Here is a 17455-nt window from a genome sequence, read left to right as displayed (position 1 = left end):
CGTGTATCGGTCAGTACACGGCCAGGAAGCCACAGCCGCGGCGCTGTGGCTGGCCTTCAACCGTCACCTGCACGCTGGCCGATGTATCCACGCCTTCGGCATTGCGGCAAGGCTCGCGCTTGATCTCGACGATGGTCGGCTGCTTGCCCAGCTCACCGTTGAGTACGGTCAACGAACTGGGCGCACCCGCGGGTTGGCCGAGGTAGCGCAGTGTTCCAGCGCTGCCGCGGCCAGCAACGGTGAGCGTGGCATCGTGGTTGCCCTTGCCGGTGGAGGCGATCTCGATGGACCAGCCCTCACCACCGCCGGTGAAGGCAGGTACCGGGCTGGCATCCGCGGCGATGGAAGGATGACGCGGCGCATCGGCGCCCACATCGGCTTGCGGTGCGCTGCTGGCGCAGCCAGCGAACAGGCCCGTCAGCAGCGTGGCAGTCACAACGGAACGCAGAGTCATGGCGTACTCCTCCGGCAGACGAGGCTCCAGTCTAGGCAGCAGCACGTGCGCTGGCGATGAACAAGGCTATCCTCAGCGTGCCGCACGCCCACCCGTAGCCACCTGCACCCGGTCGCGGCCAAGCGATTTGGCCGCGTACATGGCGGTGTCGGCAGCGCGTACCAGCGCGTGCCAGCCGATCGGGTCAAGCGTGCCCTGGGCAACGCCGAAGCTGGCGGTGACCCGCAGGATGTCGCCGCTGCCCAGCACGATGTCCTTGCCGCGCAGTGCCACCCGCAGCGACTCGGCCAGCTGCCGGCCACTGGCCAGATCACCATCAGCCAGCAGCACCAGGAATTCCTCGCCGCCGTAACGGGCGACGCTGTCGTTGCGGCGCAGGTGGCTGCGCAGCAACTGCGCCACCTGCACCAGCACATCGTCGCCGGCCGCATGGCCCTGCCCATCGTTGATCGACTTGAAATGATCGACGTCCAGCAGAATCACCACCGCCTGCGTGCTTCCATCGGCATGCCGCTGTCGTGCCAGTCCCTCCAGCGAGCGTCGGTTCAACAGGCCGGTCAGCTGATCGGTATCGGCCAGTTCGCGCAGCTCGCGGGTCAATGCCGAACGCTGGTGCGACTTCGCCCGCAGCACCTCGATGGCATCGAACAGGCGCTGCATTTCCGCCATCGGGTGGGTGGCATGCTGCTCGGTGCCCGGCGTGTCCGAGGCGATCTGGATCACCTGCGCCTGCGCCTGCAGCAACGGCCGCAGGATCTGCACGTGGGCGATGCGCAGTGCCAGCGCAAGCAGCAGCAATGTCCCCAGCACCGTGGCAGCCAGCACGGCCAGGCGTACCGCTTCCTTGTTGCGGGTGTGCTCGAAGCGCGCGATCGAAACGCCGAGGTAGCCATCGCGCAGCGCTTCCAGCGATTGCAGGGTGGGCACGTAGCGCGCGGTGAACTCGGCCGCCGTCCAGGGTGGCGGTACCCCACGCCGGCCATCTTCGATCAGCTGTTCCACCATCGGCAGCGACTGGCCGAACAACTGCCGGCGCGCCATGTCCCAATGCCAGGACAGCGTCGGCTCGCTGCGGAACACCGATTCGTGGCTGGCGGCCAACCGCCACAGCTCCAGCAGGCGGCCCTCGGTCTGCTGCGCGGCGCGCACCTGCGGCTCCCGCCACGCGCCGGGCACTGCCAGCGGCGCCATCACGTTCGATGCCAAGCGGCCACCGTGCTCGCGCAGGTCGATCAGGATCTGCCCCTGCATGGCAGGAATCGCGGCTTCGCGATCGGCGGCGACCAGGTCGCTGATCTGCACCGACATCAGCGCCTGCAGCCGGTCGTACACCGCGAACATGCTGTTGATCGCGTGCTCCACCTCCTCTGCCGAGCGCTCGCCCCTGGGCAGTGCGGCGACGCGGTCCACCGCAGCGCGCGCGGTCTGCAGCCGCCGCTGCGCTTCATGCAGGCGCGGTGTTTCGTCCACCGCCTGCGGGTCGGTCTGGAACACGGTCTGCAGGTGCTGCGTCGCTGCGTCCACCCGCTGCCGGGCGACCACCAGCTGTGCAGCCAACCGGCGCTGCTCCTGCGCATCGGCGCTGTCGGCACCGAGCAGACTGTTGGCCGGTCCACGCTCGGCCGATACCAGATTGGCCAGCTCGAAGGTCTGCCGCAGTTGCCGCAGGCTGACCAGGTTGGCCTCGGCTTCGGTGTAGCGCTGCGTGCCCTGCACCAGCGCGATGGCCATCAGCGGCAGCGTGCACAGCACGAACAGGCCAGCGAGGATCCAGAGCCAGGTCTGCAGTCCGTTTGGCGATGCCCTGCGGCCCATCGATGTACCCCCTGGCGTGCGGATCAGTGTAGCGCTGCGCTCGCTTGAAGGCGGGTCAAATCCAGCGCTGGTCCACCAGTTCGCGCTTCACGTAGGCGTAGAACACCGGCGCGGCCACCAGTCCGGGCAGGCCGAACGCCGCTTCCATCACCAGCATGGCCAGCAGCAGCTCCCAGGCGCGCGCCTGGATCTCGCCGCCGACGATGCGTGCGTTGAGGAAGTATTCCAGCTTGTGGATCACCACCAGGTACAGCAGCGCAGCCACGGCCACGTAGAACGACACCGACAGCGCGACGATGGTGATGATGGTGTTGGAGATGATGTTGCCCACCACCGGCAGCAGGCCGGCGATGAAGGTGATCAGCACCAGCGTCTTCGACAATGGCAGGTGCACGCCGAACAGCGGCAGCACGCCGAGCAGGAAGATGGCGGTGAACACGGTGTTGAGCAGGGAGATCTTGACCTGGGCGAACACCACCTGGCGGAACGCGGTGGCCAGGCGGCTGGTACGGCCGATCAGTTCCTGCGCCAGCGGACCCATCTTCGGCAGCGGCAATTCGTCGTACAGCGCGATCATCGCGCCCAGCACCATGCCGATCAACACGCGCACCCCCACCTGCACCACCGACGTACCGGCCACGCCCAGCTGGCGCTGGTGCTCGGCGGCCCATTCGTTCACGGCCGCACGCAGCGCCGTCAGGTCTTCAGGGATGTAGGGCTGCAGCAGGGCCGGCACCTGGTGCCGGGAGGTGTTGAGGATGTCCATCAACCGCGCCAGCAGCACATCCGGGCCACCGGTCTCGTTGCGGAAGAACGAGGCCACGCCGATGCCGGCCAGCACCAGTGCGCTGATGATCACCGCCGACAGCACGATCACCGCGATCGCCCGTGCCCGCCCGGCGCGCAGCTTGCCCTCCACGGTGGAGGCCAGCACATGGGTCAGCTGGAACACCAGCAGGCCCGACAGGAGGGTCACCACCAGGCCGAGCTTCAGTGCCAGCCACATGCCCAGCAGCATCATCAGCCAGGCGGCGATGCGTGCGGCGGGAGGCTTGGGCAGGGTCGGGATGACGAGGGACATCGGGGCACATCCTGGTGGGGTGGCCCATGGTAGTGGATTGAGGTGATGCGCCCGCGCACGCACGCGTCCCTGCGGCCGCCGCTTGCCGTCAACGTGCGACCACCGCCCCTGCCGAACGTGCCAGTGCGGCCGCCTGCTGATCACCCTTGCGCTCGCTGTAGCGATCCACCAGGTAGTCCGAACGGCCCCGCGTGAGCAGGGTGAACTTGACCAGTTCCTCCATCACATCCACCACCCGGTCGTAGTACGCCGAGGGTTTCATCCGCCCGCTCTCGTCGAACTCCTGCCATGCCTTGGCCACCGAAGACTGGTTGGGGATGGTCAGCATGCGCATCCATCGCCCCAGCACGCGCAGCGTGTTGACCGTGTTGAACGACTGCGAACCGCCACTGACCTGCATCACCGCCAGCGTCCTGCCCTGCGTCGGGCGCACGCTGCCATCTTCCAGCGGCAGCCAGTCGATCTGGTTCTTGAACACGCCGGTGACCGTGCCGTGGCGCTCCGGGCTGATCCAGACCTGGCCTTCGGACCATTGCGACCACGCGCGCAGGCGCTGCACTTCAGGGTGATCGGCGCCGACACTGTCGAGCATTGGCAGCGCGTGCGGATCGAACACCCGGGTCTCGCAGCCGAGGTGGCGCAACAGGTGCTCGGCCTCCAGCGCCAGCTTGCGGCTGAACGACTGCGGGCGCAGCGAGCCATACAGCAGCAGGATCCGCGGCGCGTGCGTGCGGCTGGTGCCCAGTTGAGACAGGTCGGGCTGGGGAAGCGAGGCTTCGGCCAGGTTCGGGAGGGCGGGACTTGCGATGGAGTCATTCATTCTACTATTCTAGAAATATGGAAACGAAAAATGCAATCGCCGCCCTCACCGCCCTTGGCCATGCCACCCGCCTGGCCGCCTTCCGGTTGCTGGTGGAAGCCGGCCCGGCCGGGCGCATGGCCGGCGACATCGGCACCGCCCTGCAGGTGCCGCCGGCCACGCTCAGCTTCCATCTGAAGGAGCTGCTGCAGGCCGGGCTGGTCGAGAGCGAGAGCCAGGGCCGCAATGTCTGCTACCGCGCCAACTTCAGTGCCATGACCGGCCTGATCGATTACCTGACCCACAACTGCTGCGCAGGCTCGCCCGACCCGGCCTGCAGCCCGACGTCCCCTGATTGCGCCTGCTGACCGGAGATCCGCTTCGTGACCACCCAACGCGTCCTGTTCCTGTGCACGGGCAATTCCGCCCGCAGTGTTCTTGCCGAAGCCACGCTGCGGGCGTGGGCCGGCCACCGTTTCGAGGTGTTCAGCGCCGGCAGCCAGCCGGCCGGCGCGGTCAATCCATTCGCCCTTGCCCAGCTGCAGGCCGAGGGCATCGCCACCGCAGGCCTGCGCAGCAAATCGTGGGACGAGTTCGCTGACGGCGCGCCGATGGATCTGGTGATCACGGTCTGCGATGCCGCAGCGGCCGAGGCGTGCCCGGTGGTGTTCGGCGACTTCGTGCGCACGCACTGGGGCCTGCCCGATCCAGCCGCCGTCGAGGGCAGCGCGGATGACAAGGCGGCCGCGTTCGCGCAGGCGCATGCCATCGTCAAGGCGCGGTTGCTGGCCCTGCTGGCATTGCCCGCTGCCACCTGGTCCGACCGCGGGCAGTTGAAAGACGCGCTGGATCGCATCGGTTTCGTGCAACCCGAGGATGGCCAGGCATGAGCGCGCCGGCACCAATGGGGTTCTTCGAGCGCTACCTGACGCTGTGGGTGGCGCTGTGCATCGTCGCCGGCACCCTGCTTGGCCACGCACTGCCGCAGCCATTTACTGCGCTGGCGTCGGCGGAGGTGGCCAAGGTCAACCTGCCCATCGCCGTGCTGATCTGGCTGATGATCATCCCGATGCTGCTGCGGGTCGATTTCAGTGCGATGCGCCAGCTCGGCCAGCACTGGAAAGGCATCGGCGTGACGTTGTTCATCAACTGGGCGGTCAAGCCGTTCTCGATGGCACTGCTGGGCTGGTTCTTCCTGCGCCACGTGTTTGCCGATGCGCTGCCCGCCGCACAGGTCGACAGCTACATCGCCGGGCTGATCCTGCTGGCAGCCGCGCCCTGCACCGCCATGGTGTTCGTGTGGAGCAACCTATGCCGCGGCGATGCCAATTTCACCCTCAGCCAGGTGGCGTTGAACGACGCGATCATGGTGGTGGCGTATGCACCGGTCGTGGCGCTGCTGCTGGGCCTGTCGGCGATCAGCGTGCCGTGGGACACGCTGCTGCTGTCGGTGTCGCTGTACATCATCGCGCCGGTGCTGGTGGCCGCACTGCTGCGGCGCTGGCTGCTGGCCCGCAGCGGACAGGCCGGCCTGCAGACCGCGCTGCGAACGCTGGGGCCGGTTTCGCTACTGGCGCTGCTGTTGACGCTGGTGCTGCTGTTCGGCTTCCAGGGTGAGCAGATCGTGCGGCAGCCGCTGGTCATCGCCATCCTGGCGGTACCGATCCTGATCCAGGTCTACTTCAACTCAGGGCTGGCCTACCTGCTGAACCGACGCCTCGGGGTCGCCCACTGCGTGGCCGGTCCCTCGGCGCTGATCGGCGCCAGCAACTTCTTCGAACTGGCCGTGGCTACCGCCGTGGGCCTGTTCGGCGTGCATTCCGGTGCGGCGCTGGCGACGGTGGTCGGCGTGTTGATTGAAGTGCCGGTGATGTTGTCGGTGGTGCGCATCGTCAATGCGTCGCGCGGCTGGTATGAGCGACGCTGAGGCGGGGCCGCGCCGTACGCCTGTCCGCGGGCTTCCAGCACGGTAGGCCTCAACACCGACTTCACCCGTGATGGGCTTCGATGGCTGCACAGGTTCTCGACCTCCATCCGCCCTGCCCACCCTGAGGACGTTGCCGTGAACACATCACTTCACTCTCTTGCGAAGCTGGCCGCCCGTGTGTTGCTGATGCTGCTGTTCCTGGTATCCGGCCTGGGCAAGCTGTCCGACCCGGCGGCAACACAGGGCTACATGACGGCGATGGGTCTTCCCGGCATCCTGCTGTGGCCCACCATCCTGTTCGAGATCGGCACGGCCCTGTGCATCCTGTTCGGCTTCCAGACCCGGGTAGTGGCAGCGGTGCTGGCCGCCTTCAGCCTGGTCACGGCCTTCATCTTCCACCACCAGCTGGCAGACCAGGTGCAGCAGATCATGTTCCTGAAGAATCTGGCCATCGCCGGCGGCTTCCTGCTGCTGGCGTGCAGCGGGCCAGGGCGCTACAGCGTGGACGCGAAGCGCGGCAAGCCCTGAGGCGGAGAAAGCGCGGCATCATGCCGCCTCGCCGTTGCGCTCAGCTGCGTCTGGGCGCAGCCGTCGAGCCCCGCACCATCAGGCTGAACTCCAGCGTCTGCTGACGCGGCACGTCGACCTGTTCGATGATGGCGAGCAGCAGGTTGACCGCGCGCTCGCCGATCTCGCGCATCGGCTGCCTGATGGTCGTCAACGGAGGCGTCAGGTAACGCGATGAAGCCAAGTCGTCGAAGCCGACGATGGAGATGTCATCGGGCACGCGGACGCCCAGATCCCGGCAGGCTGCCAGCGCACCCAGCGCCATCTGGTCGCTGAAGCAGAAGATCGCGGTGGGTGCGGACGCGACCGTCAACAGCGCCGTCGCAGCCGCATGGCCGGACTCCACGGAAAAGTCACCCGGCACGACGCTGAGGTGGCGCAGACGGCCACGTGCCCTGCCAGCGGCGCGAACCCCTTCCAGCCGTTGCGTGTGCAGGGGATTGTCGGGCGGCCCGCCTACCACGGCGACCCCCTCATGCCCCAGGCCGTACAGGTGTTCCATCACCGCGCGCGCGGCGGCGGCGTTGTCGATGTGGACGCTGGGAATGCCCAGCGCGGGGTCGAACTCGCAGCCGTTGACCACCGGCGCGGCGACACCCCGTTGCTCGACGATATCGCGCGCCGTCGGCGGCAGGCGATGCCCCAGCACGATCAGGCCATCGGCCTCGTTGCGCCGGAGCATCTGCGCGTAACGCTCCTCGCGCTCGGGCAGGTTCTGGGTATCGCCCAACAAGACGGCGTAGCCGACGGCCTGCGCCGCGTCCTCCGCGCCCTGCAGGATCTGCGCGAAGAACGGGTTGGCAATGTCCGGCACGGTAACCAGGATCTTGCCGCTGCGCTGGGTCTTGAGCGTCCTGGCCACCGTGTTGGGAACATAGCCCAGCGCCGCAGCGGCCTGCTCGATGCGCGTGCGGGTGGCCGGCAGGACTTTGTCCGGCCGGGAAAGTGCGCGCGACACCGTTCCGGCAGAGACGCCGACGTGCTTTGCGATGTCGTAGATGGTGGCCATGGCGTTAGTTCTCCTGTCCGCTGTGCAGTGCACAACAGGTCCTGCGTGAGCCCCTGCTAGGATAATGCAATCGATTGCATCGAGGGCGAATCACGTTGAAAACGCTCAAGGGTCCAGCGCTGTTCCTGGCGCAGTTCATCGGCGACACAGCTCCTTTTGATCGGCTGGACACACTGGCCGGTTGGGCCGCGGGGCTGGGCTATTCTGGCCTACAAGTGCCGACCAGCGCGCCCCACCTGTTCGATCTGGCCGAGGCGGCGCGCAGCCAGGCGTACTGCGACGACATCGCCGGCATGCTGGCCGGACATGGCGTGCAGATCACCGAGCTGTCCACCCACCTGCAGGGGCAGCTGGTCGCCGTCCATCCCGCCTATGACGCGCTGTTTGACGGATTCGCGCCGCCGGACAAACGCGGTGATCCTGCCGCCCGCCAGGCCTGGGCGGTGGAGCAGCTGCTGCTGGCCGCCAAGGCCAGCCAGCGCCTGGGGCTGACCGCGCACGCCACGTTCTCCGGCGCGCTGGCCTGGCCGTATTTCTATCCGTGGCCGCAACGCCCGCCCGGGCTGGTGGAGGAAGCCTTCGCCGAACTCGGCCGCCGCTGGCGCCCCATCCTGGATGCGTTCGACGCCTGCGGCGTGGACCTGTGCTTCGAAATCCACCCCGGTGAGGATCTGCACGACGGTGCTACCTTCGAGCGCTTCCTCGATGTAGTGGACCAGCATCCCCGCGCGAAGATCCTGTACGACCCCAGCCATCTGCTGCTGCAGCAGATGGACTACCTCGGCTTCATCGACCGCTACCACGCGCGCATCGGCATCTTCCACGTCAAGGACGCCGAGTACCACGCCAGTGCCAGCAGTGGCGTGTATGGCGGCTACCAGGACTGGATCGATCGTCCTGGGCGATTCCGTTCGCTCGGCGATGGCCAGATCGATTTCAAGGCGATCTTCTCGAAGTTCGCGCAGTACGACTTCCCCGGCTGGGCAGTGCTGGAGTGGGAGTGCTGCCTGAAGCACCCGGAAGACGGCGCACGCGAGGGTGCCCCCTTCATTCGTGACCACATCATCCGCGTGACCGAGCGCGCCTTCGACGACTTTGCCGACAGCGGCACGGACGCCGCTTCACTGCACCGCATGCTGGGAATCTGAGCCGATACCGCCCCGGGAGGGCAATCCATGACGCACGCGATGTCGCGCTTGGGCGCGATGATGTTTCTGCAGTTCTTCATCTGGGGAGCGTGGTTCGTGACCCTGGGAACCTATCTCGTCCAAGGCCCGCTGCAGGCCAGCGCAAGCCAGGTGGCGACGGCCTTTCTCAGCCAGTCCATCGGCGCCATCGTGGCTCCCTTCCTGGTCGGCCTGGTCGCGGATCGCTACTTCGCGGCGCAACGCATCCTGGCGGTTCTGCACCTGGCCGGCGCGGTGCTGATGTGGCTGGCGTCCACGGCAACCGACTTCCGTATGTTCTTCGCCTGCGTCATGGGCTACATGCTGCTGTTCATGCCGACGCTGGCATTGGCCAACAGCGTGGCGATGCGGCACATGCAATCGCCCGAGAAACAGTTCCCGCTGGTGCGGGTGGCCGGCAGCGTCGGCTGGATCGTGGCGGGCGTGCTGATCGGCTGGCTGGGCTGGGAGCAGGCACACCGGCTTGAGTTGACCTTCCGGATGGCGGCGATGGCGTCGCTGGCCCTCGGTCTGTACGCGTTCACCCTGCCGCACACCCCGCCGTTGGCGCAGCAGCGCGACGCCGGGCTGGGGCAGATCCTGGGGCTGGATTCGCTGCGGCTGTTGAAGTCGCGCTCCTACCTGGTGTTCTTCCTGGCCTCCATCGCCATCTGCATCCCGCTGTCGTTCTACTACAACTTCACCAACCCGTACCTCAACGACCTGGGCGTGCGCGGCGCGGCCGGCCTGCAGTCGCTGGGGCAGGTCTCCGAAGTGCTGCTGATGCTGGCCATGCCGTTCCTGTTCGTGCGGCTGGGGGTGAAGACGATGCTGGCGGTAGGCATGGCCGCGTGGGTGGTGCGTTATGCCATGTTCGCCTTTGGCGATGCGGGCGGCGGCTTCTCCCTGCTGGTGATCGGCATCGTGCTGCACGGCATCTGCTACGACTTCTTCTTCGTCACCGGCCAGATCTACACCGATGCGCACGCCGGCCCGGCCACGCGCAGCAGCGCGCAGGGCTTCATCACCCTGGCCACGTACGGCGTGGGCATGTTGATCGGCACGTTCCTGTCCGGCGCGGTGGTGGAGCACTTCACCACGGCAGCGGGACCGGACTGGCAGCAGATATGGCTGTTCCCCGCAGGCGTCGCGCTGATCGTGCTGATCGCCTTCCTGTTGCTGTTCCGCGACCGGCCGGTGGTCGCGGCGCCCCCTTCCACGCCCTGAGGACACCACCCGATGCCAAAGCTTGGAATCGCCATCGTCGGTACGGGCATGATCGGTGCCGTGCATCGTCGCGCGGCGCTGCTGGCGGGTGCCGATATCCGTGGCGTGGCCGCATCCTCGCCGCAACGCGCGCTTGAAGTGGCGCAGTCGTGGAATGTTCCGCGGGCCTATCGGGACATCGAGGAGGTGGTCGCCGATCCACAGGTCCAGGTCGTGCATGTCTGCACACCCAACCATCTGCACCATCCCATGGCACAGGCCGCGCTGCAGGCCGGCAAGCACGTGATCTGCGAGAAGCCGCTGGCCACCACGCTGGAAGACGCCAAGGCCCTGGCTGCGCTGGCTGCCGCGACTGGACTGATCGCCACGGTGCCCTTCGTCTACCGCTACCACCCGGTGGTCCGCGAGGCGCGCGCACGCATCGCGCAGGGCGAACTGGGGCCGCTGCACCTGATCCATGGCAGCTACCTGCAGGACTGGCTGCTGGACCCGGCCAGCAACAACTGGCGCGTGGACCCGACACTGGGTGGCGTGTCTCGCGTGTTCGCCGACATCGGCTCGCACTGGTGCGATCTGGTGGAATGGGTCAGCGGCCAGCGTTTCACGGAGGTCAGCGCAGCGTTCGACACGGTGATCGCCGAACGCAGCACCGATACCGGGCAGAGCTTCACAACAGCAGCGGCCGGTGGCGCGATGCAGGCGGTCACCAGCGAGGACGTAGCAGCGGCGATGTTCCGCACCGGCGCCGGCACGCTGGCGTCGTTGACGGTCAGCCAGGTATCGGCGGGACGCCGCAATCGCCTCTGGTTCGAGATTGATGGTGCCAGGGCCAGCGTGGCGTTCAACCAGGAAGACGCCGAGCGGCTGTGGATCGGCCTGCCCGACCAGCGCGAGGAAGTCTTCGTGCGTGGACCGGGCGCCGGCAGTGCCGAACAACGCCGGCTGTCGGTGCTGCCGGCCGGGCACGCCCAAGGCTACGGCCATTGCTTCGAGGCATTTGTCGCCGACACCTATCGCGCCATCGGAGGCGAGCGGCCCGAAGGCCTGCCCACCTTCAAAGACGGCGTTCGCTCGGCGCTGATCGTCGACCGCGTCATCACATCGGCCAGGACGCGCGCCTGGACCGCCATCGGTTGAATCCCGGGAGGATCTTTTGATGAACACCCCTGTTCGTAGAGCTGCGACGCTCGCACTGCTGCTGCTCGCTACCCTGCCCGCTTTTGCTCGCGAAGCTGCCGGCCCGCAAAAGCCCATCGCGGTACAGATGTACACCCTGCGTAATGCCGGCTCGCTTGAGCAGCAGTTGAAGATCGTCCATGACGCGGGCGTGGGTGCGGTGGAGACGGTGGGCACGCAGGGCGTCAGCGCCACCGAACTCAAGCAGTTGCTGGACAGGTATTCGATCAAGGCGATTTCCTCGCACGTGCCATTGGCCGAGCTGCGCAAGGATCTGGATGGCGTGGTGGCCTTCAACCGATCGATCGGCAACACCACGCTGGTGGTGCCATACCTGGACGCGAAGGATCGGCCGACAGACGCCGCGGGCTGGACCGCACTGGGCACGGAGCTGGGCAGGATCGCGAAACAGGTACGCGCCAAGGGCATGCGCCTGGCCTACCACAACCACGATTTCGAACTGGTCGGCTTCAATGGCCGGACCGGCCTGGAACTGCTGTTCGCAGCCGCCGGGCCCGACCTGCAGACCGAGCTGGATCTTGCCTGGGTGGCGCGCGCAGGCCTCGATCCGGCGGCGATGCTGGCAACGTTCCGCGGTCGGCTGTTCGCGGTACACGCCAAGGACAACGCACCCAAAGGCCAGGCCGAAGACGAAGGTGGCTTCGCCGCCGTCGGCCAGGGCGTGCTGGACTGGAAGGCGATCCTGCCTGCCGCGGCAGCGGCCGGCGTGCAGTGGTACATCGTCGAGCACGACCAGCCACGCGACCCGGCCAAGGTCATCCAGACCGGCGCGGATTACCTGCGGGAACACCTGACCGTCACCCTGCCCGCCAGCGCGCAGCGCTAGCCCGTAAAGGAGCCCTTTCTTGAAGACGATGCTGAAACTGGCTGTGATGGCATGTGGCGCAACGCTGGCGACCAGCGCGTGGTGCAAGGATGACCCTGCCGCCGGCGCAAAACTCTACACCGCGAACTGCACGGCCTGCCATGGCGCAGACCGTGCGGGCATGCCGGGCGCATTCCCCGCCCTCACCGACGTCAGCAAGCGGCTGCAACCGGCGCAGATCAAGGACAAGATCAGGAAGGGCGGCGGATTGATGCCGCCCTTCGCTCAGCTGTCACAACAGGAGATCGACGACATCACCAGCTTCCTGGCGAAGTAGCAGGCAGCCGTTACAACTCGCGCACCCAGATGTTGCGGTAGCTGACCTTGGAATCATGCTCCTGCAGATAGATGGGCGCACACGCATGTGGCGCGTACGAAGGCGCGCCGATGTATTCGGTCTTGCCCGCCAGCACGGTATCGTCCTGCACCAGCACGCCGTTGTGCAGCACGGTGATGCGCGCGGGCGAGGTGAGCCCGCCCCCCGGCGAGAAGCGCGGCGCCTTCCAGAGGATGTCGTAGGCCTGCCACTCGCCCGGTGCACGCGAGGCGTTCACCAACGGCATGGCCTGCTTGTAGATCGAGCCCGCCTGGCCGTTGGCATAGGTCGGGTTGTTGTAACTGTCGAGCACCTGCAGCTCATATAGTTCCTGCAGGAAGATGCCGCTGTTGCCCCGGTTCTGGCCATCGAAGCCCTTCGTATCGGCGGGTGTGCGCCATTCGACATGCAGCTGGATATCGCAGAAGCGCTGTTTGCTGCGGATGCCCTTGCTGCCCGGCACCACGGTCAGCGCCCCGTCGGCTACGGTCCAAGGCACGCGTCCACCCTGCTCGGACTCCCAGCGCGAAAGATCCCTGCCATCGAACAGCACGATCGCATCGGAAGGCGCTCTGCCTGGAGGCGTGGCCACCACTGCAGGCACGGGCGTCCACGCCTCGGTCTTCTTCGGATCGCGCGCGGGATCGGCACCGGCCTGCGCAAAAGCAGATGGCGCGGCCAGCAGGCCGGCAGCGATCAGCAGAGGGCCGATCATCATGGTGTCATCCATCAGCTGGTCCCCCATGCAGGTGTGCCGGGAACATAGGCGAGGGCGCCGTCGTAGCGCCCCGGCACGGCGACGTACTGCAGCACTTCGGTCGCACCGACCTTCGAGGTGAAGAAGCCGAAGATGGCCAGCTGCTTGATCATCGTGAAATAATGCGGCATCGCTTCTCCTTCCTCGGCAGTGCCGGTTTCGGTTACATCGACCGCGCGCTTCCTGGCCTCGGCATCCAGCGTGCGCAGCAGTTCGGTGCGGGCCTGCGGCGCGAGTGAAACGAAGCGGCCACCGGCGCGTTTATCGATATCGGCCAGGCCGGCGCGGAACGTCGCCTGCTGCCGGGCGGTGTAGCAGTCGCTGACGAACGTCGCCATGAAAGCACCGGTGCCGGCATCCTTGGCCCCCGGCGTCTTCGTGCGCGGCAGGATTGTCTCGGCGATCTCGTCCAGCGTGCCGACATCGGCGTCGGAGAAGTGAGGCTTCGTACCGGCAGCCGGCGCCTGCCCATGGACAAGCGCAGGCAGGCCGACCATGGCCGCACCGGTGGCGGCGACGATCATCTTCAGCAGTTCGCGGCGATCCATCAGAGATTCCCCGCTTTCAGTTCACGCACGGCGTGGTCGGCGGCCCGTGCGGTCAGCGCCATGTAGGTCAGCGAGGGATTCACGCAGGCGCTGGAGGTCATGCAGGCACCGTCGGTCACATAGACGTTGGGCGCATCCCACACCTGGTTGTGCTGGTTCAGCACGGACGTCCTGCGGTCACGGCCCATGCGCGCGGTCCCCATCTCATGGATGCCCTTGCCCGGGGCGTAGTCGTTGTCGTGCATCTCCACGTCCTTGACGCCAGCCGCCTCCAGCATCTCGGCGGCATCGGCGGCCATGTCCTTGCGCATCGCCAGTTCGTTGGCGCGCATGGCGACGTCCATCGCCAGCACCGGCAGCCCCCACTTGTCCTTGCGGTCGTGGTCCAGGCGGATCGTGTTGCCGTGGTGCGGCAGCATTTCACCGAAGCCGGTCATGCCGATGCGCCAGTCACCAGGAACGGTCAGCGCCTCCTTCAGGTCGGCACCGATGTTCAGTTCGGCGATCTCGCGCGACCACCCCGTGCGGCTGGCGCCGCCCTGGTAGCCAAAGCCACGCAGGTAGCCGCGCTTGTCGGCAGCGACGTTGCGGAACCGCGGAATATAGAAACCGCAGGGACGACGACCGAAGTAGTACTTGTCCTCGTAGCCCTCGACCCGGCCGGAGGCGCCCGCACCGAAGTGATGGTCCATCACGTTGTGTCCGAGCTCGCCGGACGAAGAGCCCAGCCCGCCTTCCCACACATCGGTGGCCGAGTTCATCAGCAGCCAGGTCGAGTTGAAGGAGGACGCGTTGAGGAAGATCACCTTGGCGGTGTACTGGTAAGTCTGCCCGGTCTCTGCGTCGATGACCTCCACGCCGCGCGCACGCTTGCGGTCCTTGTCGTAGAGCACTTCCTTGACGATCGAGAAGGGCCGCAGGGTCAGGTTGCCGGTTTTCATCGCCGCCGGCAGCGTCGCTGCCTGGGTCGAGAAGTAGGCGCCGAAGGGGCAGCCCAGGATGCACTTGTTGCGGTACTGGCAGTTGACACGGCCCTGCTCGGGCATGGGCTTGGTGATGTTGGCGGTACGCGAGTGGATCATGTGGCGCGTTCCGCCGAAGGCTTTCTGGATCCGCGCGGCCACGTCCTTCTCGACGATGTTCAAGGGAATCGGCGGCAGGAACTCGCCGTCCGGCAATACATCCAGTCCCTCACGCGTGCCGGCGATGCCGGCGAACTTCTCCACATGGTCGTACCAGGGGGCGATGTCGGCGTAGCGGATCGGCCAATCGGTGGCGATGCCGTCCTTGAGGTTCGCCTCAAAATCCAGGTCGGAGAAACGATAACTCTGACGGCCCCACATCAGCGAACGGCCACCCACGTGGTAGCCGCGGAACCAGTCGAATCGTTTCGTCTCGATGTAGGGCGATTCCTGTTCGTCGGCCCACATCCCCTGCAGGTTCTCGGCCAGCGCGTAGTCGCGCATCAATACCGGGAAGGCAGCCTTCATCGCCTGTGTAGGCCGATTGCGATGCGGGAAATCCCACGGCTCCTTCATCGCGTTGACGTAGTCCTTGACGTGCTCGATGTTGCGTCCGCGTTCCAGCATCAGGACCTTCAGGCCCTTCTCGGTCAGCTCCTTCGCCGCCCAACCGCCACTGATTCCGGAGCCAACAACGATGGCGTCGTAATGATTGTCTGCCATGGATCTCTCACCTGGTGGATATCGTTTCAGACGTCGCAGAGGCGGATCGCCTCGCGCAGCGAGCCGATGGGATCCGGCGCTGCAGGCATGAATTCCTGCGCCAGATAACCATCGAAACCGGTGTCGCGGATCGCGCGACAGATGGCGGGGTAATTGAGCTCCTGCTGGTCCCCGATCTCGTGCCGTCCAGGCACGCCGGCGGTGTGGTAATGCTTGAAGCAGGCGTGGTGCCTGCCGATGGTGGCGATGATGTCGCCCTCCATGATCTGCATGTGGTAGATGTCGTACAGCAGGCCGAAGTTGTCCGAGCCGAGCCGCTGGCACAGCTCCACGCCCCAAGCGGAGTGGTCGCACAGGTAGTCGCGATGATCGACCCTGGAGTTGAGCAGCTCCATCACCAGCACCACGCCACGTTTCTCGGCATGCCCGAGGATGCGCTTGAGGCCAGCCTCGGCGTTGGCCATGCCCTCCTGCGGGTCCATGCCGTTGCGGTTGCCGGAAAAGCAGATGAGATTGCGATAGCCGGCATCGGCGACCAGATCGATGTGCCGCGTGTAGCGCTCCACCAGCTGGTCGTGGAACTCGCGGCCGGCAAAGCCCTTGGTGAGGCCCAGCTCGGCGCCGTTGCACATCGAGCTGTATACGCCATGGGCCTTCAGCGTGGGCCAATCCTCCGGGCCCACCAGGTCAATGGCGGCAAAACCGATGCCCTTCACCGTCTGGCAGAGCTGGGCGACCGACAGCTGCGGGAAGGTCCAGCGGGCCACGGAATGCTTCAGGTTGCCCTTGAGCGGCGCAGTGGCTGCAAACGCAGGCAGAACGCCCGCAGCGCCGAGGCCGAGACTGCCGGCAACCGCGATGCGCAGCGCATCGCGCCGCGTGAGCCCCGGGCCCGGTCTGATCGAATGGATGGACATCCACCTTCCGGCCTCCCAACCGGTATCAAACACTGACGATTTCGCCGCAATGCAATCGATTGCACCATAGGGGAGGAAATTGTCTGTTTGCAAGTCGCGGTGCACGAAAGCCGATGCTGCGGGGCACAACGGCAAGTGCGATTGCGGCATTACCGCAGCCGGGCGGATGCAGGTACGCGGCGCACCGATGCGTCGCGAACGAAGGCGCGTGGTTCAAGGCGTTTCGCGTGCATCCCGCGCTCGGGCCAGCGCGCGCAGGTGTCGATGCCAGCGCGGCTCGAATTCCGCATAGCTGTCGATCAGCTGCTGGAATGCCGCAGGATCTCCACGACGGTGCAGAAGCAGCAGGGCTTGCCGACGATGGGCCTGGCCATCGCCCTCCATCAGGAAGTGGACCAGGCTCCACCACGCCAGGTAATAGCCGTTCACGTGCTCGGCGACCGGCGGCCCGCTGTCCTCCACGAGTTGGCGCAGGGTGGGCAGCAGCGCATTTTCGAGGCTGGGGCGCCCGGCGCTGTCGAACCGCAGTTCGCCCAGCCACCAGACCGGATAGCTGGCCGGATCCGGCGCGCCCACGTGCAGCACTCCGCCTGAAAGCCGGCTGGCGCCGAAGTAGCAGGCCATGCCTTCGTTCATCCAACGCCGCGCCGCCAGGCCACTGGCCTCGGCCAACAGCTGGTGGGTCACCTCATGCAGCATCCACTGATGGGGTGCGTCGCCCTCGCCCGGGTAGGCAAAGGCATGGGGCCGACGGTAGTACGCCTCGGCCCATGGGCTGCTGCGGTTGTGTGCCTTGAAGTCGGCCTGATCGCGATACAGCACCAACTGGAAGGCCCCAGCGGTGCCCTGCTGCCCCACGGTCATGGCATAGGACCGATGCAGCGCTTCCACGGCCACGCCGACCGCAGCGGTCTGTTCCGGGGTCGCCGCGCTGTGGATGATGAAATGCGGTGTGCGGGACATGGTCGCAGGCAGGCCCGGTGGCGCAGCCGCAGGCGCTTCTTGCTGACCAGCGCCGCTACCGGCGTCGCCGCAGCCGCCGAGAATCAGCAGCAGGGCCATGCGGGCAAGGCGGATGGGCATCATGTGCGCCCACGCTACAACAAAAACCCCGGCAGGCGCTGG

General features: G+C 66.6%; 19 protein-coding genes. 9 read left to right on the top strand and 10 right to left on the bottom strand.

Annotated features, from left to right (window positions below; translation table 11 throughout):
- Nucleotides 1-10: 10 nt before the first annotated feature.
- The 4 genes from GIW57_RS04485 to arsH all read right to left on the bottom strand — a co-directional run bounded on the left by GIW57_RS04485 (nucleotide 11) and on the right by arsH (nucleotide 4170).
- Entirely contained in the window at nucleotides 11-454 is a 444-nt protein-coding gene (locus tag GIW57_RS04485; RefSeq protein WP_100463802.1) for a hypothetical protein, read from the bottom strand.
- Nucleotides 455-526: 72 nt separating this feature from the next.
- A complete protein-coding gene (locus tag GIW57_RS04480) occupies nucleotides 527-2269 on the bottom strand; it encodes a GGDEF domain-containing protein (RefSeq protein ID WP_236509267.1) in 1743 nt (580 codons plus the stop codon).
- A gap of 55 nt (nucleotides 2270-2324) precedes the next feature.
- Nucleotides 2325-3350 (bottom strand): AI-2E family transporter, encoded by a 1026-nt coding sequence (locus GIW57_RS04475; protein ID WP_100463794.1) that lies wholly within the window; start codon nucleotides 3348-3350, stop codon nucleotides 2325-2327.
- Between the two features lie 88 nt (nucleotides 3351-3438).
- Nucleotides 3439-4170 carry an arsenical resistance protein ArsH gene (gene arsH / locus GIW57_RS04470; protein WP_236509266.1) on the bottom strand — a complete coding sequence of 244 codons (732 nt, stop codon included), beginning with the start codon at nucleotides 4168-4170 and terminating at the stop codon, nucleotides 3439-3441.
- A 17-nt stretch (nucleotides 4171-4187) separates the two neighbouring features.
- Between arsH and GIW57_RS04465 the strand changes: the two genes are divergently transcribed.
- The 4 genes from GIW57_RS04465 (at nucleotide 4188) to GIW57_RS04450 (ending at nucleotide 6604) form a co-directional block, all read left to right on the top strand.
- Nucleotides 4188-4517, top strand: coding sequence for a metalloregulator ArsR/SmtB family transcription factor (locus tag GIW57_RS04465; protein ID WP_089239454.1), 330 nt, complete (start codon nucleotides 4188-4190; stop codon nucleotides 4515-4517).
- 15 nt (nucleotides 4518-4532) lie between these two features.
- The gene (locus GIW57_RS04460) at nucleotides 4533-5039 is read left to right on the top strand and encodes an arsenate reductase ArsC (RefSeq protein WP_236509265.1); all 507 of its coding nucleotides are present in this window, start codon (nucleotides 4533-4535) and stop codon (nucleotides 5037-5039) included.
- Between the two features lie 14 nt (nucleotides 5040-5053).
- Nucleotides 5054-6076: an ACR3 family arsenite efflux transporter gene (gene arsB / locus GIW57_RS04455; RefSeq protein WP_236509292.1), complete on the top strand. Its 1023-nt coding sequence runs from the start codon at nucleotides 5054-5056 to the stop codon at nucleotides 6074-6076.
- Between the two features lie 135 nt (nucleotides 6077-6211).
- Nucleotides 6212-6604, top strand: a complete 393-nt coding sequence (locus tag GIW57_RS04450; RefSeq protein WP_100463780.1) for a DoxX family protein — start codon at nucleotides 6212-6214, stop codon at nucleotides 6602-6604.
- A gap of 40 nt (nucleotides 6605-6644) precedes the next feature.
- Here the strand turns inward: GIW57_RS04450 and GIW57_RS04445 are convergent, their stop codons facing one another.
- Nucleotides 6645-7652: a LacI family DNA-binding transcriptional regulator gene (locus tag GIW57_RS04445; protein ID WP_236509264.1), complete on the bottom strand. Its 1008-nt coding sequence runs from the start codon at nucleotides 7650-7652 to the stop codon at nucleotides 6645-6647.
- Between the two features lie 95 nt (nucleotides 7653-7747).
- On the opposite strand from GIW57_RS04445, the gene GIW57_RS04440 reads away from it, so the two are divergent.
- Genes GIW57_RS04440 through GIW57_RS04420 form a run of 5 tightly spaced genes read left to right on the top strand, consistent with a single transcriptional unit; the run spans nucleotide 7748 to nucleotide 12384 of the window.
- A complete protein-coding gene (locus GIW57_RS04440; RefSeq protein ID WP_236509263.1) occupies nucleotides 7748-8800 on the top strand; it encodes a sugar phosphate isomerase/epimerase family protein in 1053 nt (350 codons plus the stop codon).
- A 27-nt stretch (nucleotides 8801-8827) separates the two neighbouring features.
- Complete coding sequence (locus tag GIW57_RS04435; RefSeq protein ID WP_236509262.1) at nucleotides 8828-10045, top strand: nucleoside permease; 1218 nt, start codon at nucleotides 8828-8830, stop codon at nucleotides 10043-10045.
- 12 nt (nucleotides 10046-10057) lie between these two features.
- A complete protein-coding gene (locus GIW57_RS04430; protein WP_236509261.1) occupies nucleotides 10058-11182 on the top strand; it encodes a Gfo/Idh/MocA family oxidoreductase in 1125 nt (374 codons plus the stop codon).
- A 19-nt stretch (nucleotides 11183-11201) separates the two neighbouring features.
- A complete protein-coding gene (locus GIW57_RS04425) occupies nucleotides 11202-12068 on the top strand; it encodes a sugar phosphate isomerase/epimerase (RefSeq protein WP_100463763.1) in 867 nt (288 codons plus the stop codon).
- A gap of 28 nt (nucleotides 12069-12096) precedes the next feature.
- The gene (locus GIW57_RS04420) at nucleotides 12097-12384 is read left to right on the top strand and encodes a cytochrome c (RefSeq protein ID WP_099819397.1); all 288 of its coding nucleotides are present in this window, start codon (nucleotides 12097-12099) and stop codon (nucleotides 12382-12384) included.
- A 10-nt stretch (nucleotides 12385-12394) separates the two neighbouring features.
- Here GIW57_RS04420 and GIW57_RS04415 read toward each other — a convergent pair whose 3' ends face one another.
- The 5 genes from GIW57_RS04415 to GIW57_RS04395 all read right to left on the bottom strand — a co-directional run bounded on the left by GIW57_RS04415 (nucleotide 12395) and on the right by GIW57_RS04395 (nucleotide 17416).
- Nucleotides 12395-13168, bottom strand: a complete 774-nt coding sequence (locus tag GIW57_RS04415) for a DUF1080 domain-containing protein (protein ID WP_236509260.1) — start codon at nucleotides 13166-13168, stop codon at nucleotides 12395-12397.
- Nucleotides 13153-13728 carry a gluconate 2-dehydrogenase subunit 3 family protein gene (locus tag GIW57_RS04410; RefSeq protein WP_329605742.1) on the bottom strand — a complete coding sequence of 192 codons (576 nt, stop codon included), beginning with the start codon at nucleotides 13726-13728 and terminating at the stop codon, nucleotides 13153-13155. Before GIW57_RS04410 ends, GIW57_RS04415 begins: the two co-directional genes overlap by 16 nt.
- On the bottom strand, nucleotides 13728-15413 hold the full coding sequence (locus GIW57_RS04405) for a GMC family oxidoreductase (RefSeq protein WP_236509258.1): 1686 nt from the start codon (nucleotides 15411-15413) through the stop codon (nucleotides 13728-13730). Before GIW57_RS04405 ends, GIW57_RS04410 begins: the two co-directional genes overlap by 1 nt.
- A 26-nt stretch (nucleotides 15414-15439) precedes the next feature.
- Nucleotides 15440-16330, bottom strand: coding sequence for a TIM barrel protein (locus GIW57_RS04400; RefSeq protein WP_236509290.1), 891 nt, complete (start codon nucleotides 16328-16330; stop codon nucleotides 15440-15442).
- Nucleotides 16331-16543: 213 nt separating this feature from the next.
- Entirely contained in the window at nucleotides 16544-17416 is an 873-nt protein-coding gene (locus GIW57_RS04395; RefSeq protein WP_236509257.1) for a DUF1570 domain-containing protein, read from the bottom strand.
- Nucleotides 17417-17455 lie beyond the last annotated feature (39 nt).

This window comes from Stenotrophomonas sp. PA-6-5C (genome assembly GCF_021605635.1).
GTDB lineage: Bacteria > Pseudomonadota > Gammaproteobacteria > Xanthomonadales > Xanthomonadaceae > Stenotrophomonas > Stenotrophomonas lactitubi.
Note: the sequence above shows the minus strand (reverse complement) of the source record. Positions and strands in the feature narration are given on the sequence as shown.